Here is a 1,267-nt window from a genome sequence, read left to right as displayed (position 1 = left end):
TGAGGTGGTCTGGTTTTTCTGGACAGGGTCCATCGTTAACCTGTGAGGCGGGGCACCGCCCCTAAGAGGGGGCTCCCACCCATGAGCAAACGCCGCACCCATAGCCCCGAGTTCAAGGCCAAGGTCGCCATGGAGGCGATCAGTGGCCGCAAGACACTCCAGGAGATCGCCGCTGATCATGCGGTGCATCCGATCCAGGTGAGCCAGTGGAAGAAGCAGCTGCTGGAGGGTGCCAGCGACCTGTTCACCCGGGGCAAGAAGACGCAGGCCAAGGACGAAAGCCAGGCCAAGGAGGCTGAGCTGTTCCAGCAGATTGGCAAACTCCAGATGGAGCTGGAGTGGCTGAAAAAAAAGTCTCAACTGCTCTGATGCCCGTGAACTGCGAAAACTGGTCGATCATGACCACCCTGAGCTCACGGTCAGCCGTCAATGTGAGCTGCTGGGCCTGCCTCGATCCTCTCTGTATTACCAGCCGGTGCCGGTGCGTGAATCCACGCTACGAATCATGGCCAGGATCGATGCCTTCTACCTGGAGGATCCGACCGCTGGCAGCCGTCGGATGGTGCAGTATCTGGCCAGAGACGGTATCCCTATCAGCCGTGACCGTGTCCGAAACCTCATGCGGCGCATGGGATTACGGGCGATCTACCAGAAGCCTCGCACCACGGTGCCGGGCGAACCATCAGAGCGCTTTCCCTGCCTGGTGGACCTCCAGCTCCTCACGGCTCCAGATCAGGTCTGGGCGACAGATATCACCTACATCCCACTGCGGAAGGGCTTCCTGTACCTGGTGGCGATTGTGGACCTGTTCTCCAGGCACGTGCTCAGTTGGAAGCTTTCGAACAGCCTTGACACGGAATTCTGCCTGGAGGCCCTGGAGATGGCCCTGGCCAGTCGCCACAAGCCCCAGATCTTCCATTCCGATCAGGGCTGTCAATTCACCTCATCGGCCTTCGTTCAACGACTCAAGGCAGAAGACATCAAGATCAGCTGGTCAGGCAGGGGGCGGTGCTTTGACAACATCCTGGTGGAGAGGCTGTGGCGCACTGTCAAGTATGAGGAGGTGTATCTGCGTGCCTACAGCGATGGCTGGGAAGCGGAGATCAGTCTGGCCCGCTTCTTCTGGAGGTACGGCCATGTAAGACCGCACAGCGCACTGGGAGGCAAAACTCCCCATGAGGTCTACACTGAGACCAAACCCTGTCCTTCCCGCCCAGAGTTAACGATGTCAGGGGCCGAATCTGTCCAATAAAAGCCATCCACCTCA

Annotated in this window: 2 protein-coding genes; both read left to right on the top strand. The window is 59.0% G+C overall.

Going from position 1 to position 1,267, the window contains the following annotated elements:
- The first annotated feature begins 81 nt into the window (after positions 1-81).
- A complete protein-coding gene (locus tag VB737_RS07065; RefSeq protein WP_043325251.1) occupies positions 82-369 on the top strand; it encodes an IS3 family transposase in 288 nt (95 codons plus the stop codon).
- A 10-nt stretch (positions 370-379) separates the two neighbouring features.
- Entirely contained in the window at positions 380-1,252 is an 873-nt protein-coding gene (locus tag VB737_RS07060; protein ID WP_500312214.1) for an IS3 family transposase, read from the top strand.
- Positions 1,253-1,267 lie beyond the last annotated feature (15 nt).

The organism is Synechococcus sp. BA-120 BA3 (assembly GCF_034931285.1).
In the GTDB taxonomy this organism is placed as follows: Bacteria; Cyanobacteriota; Cyanobacteriia; order PCC-6307; family Cyanobiaceae; genus Cyanobium.
Note: the sequence above shows the minus strand (reverse complement) of the source record. Positions and strands in the feature narration are given on the sequence as shown.

Coding starts and splice junctions, on each gene's coding strand:
- VB737_RS07065 (WP_043325251.1), top strand. CDS start 82: ATGAGCAAACGCCGCACCCATAGCCCCGAGTTCAAGGCCAAGGTCGCC.